The following is a 331-nucleotide window of genomic DNA, read 5'->3' as shown; positions in this document are numbered from 1 at the left end:
GTCCGAGTCGTTGGCGTCGGAGTCGACGCCCTCGAGGTCGAGCACGTCACCGGCGTCGATCACGTCCGCGCTGTCCAGGTCGGCATCGACCGTGTCGGCATCCGTCCCGTCGAGATCCGTCGTGTCCACATCCAGGGCATCCACGACATCGACCACGTCGAGGTCCAGCGCGTCCAGGTCAGCAGCGTCCATGTCGAGCACGTCCAGGCCGCCGTCGGCGTCGAGGACGTCACCGGCGTCCACGATCACGTCCGCGGTGTCCGCGTCCGCCACGTCGAGGTCGAACGAGATGTCCGTCGAGTCGTCCGAGTCGTTGGCGTCGGAGTCGACG

At 68.0% G+C, this 331-nt stretch carries 1 pseudogene; it reads right to left on the bottom strand.

The window, feature by feature from the left end:
* Positions 1–331: pseudogene (locus AWH51_RS16295) on the bottom strand (hypothetical protein); the annotation flags it as partial.

This window comes from Clavibacter tessellarius (genome assembly GCF_001618005.1).
Taxonomy (GTDB): Bacteria; Actinomycetota; Actinomycetes; order Actinomycetales; family Microbacteriaceae; genus Clavibacter; species Clavibacter tessellarius_A.
Note: the sequence above shows the minus strand (reverse complement) of the source record. Positions and strands in the feature narration are given on the sequence as shown.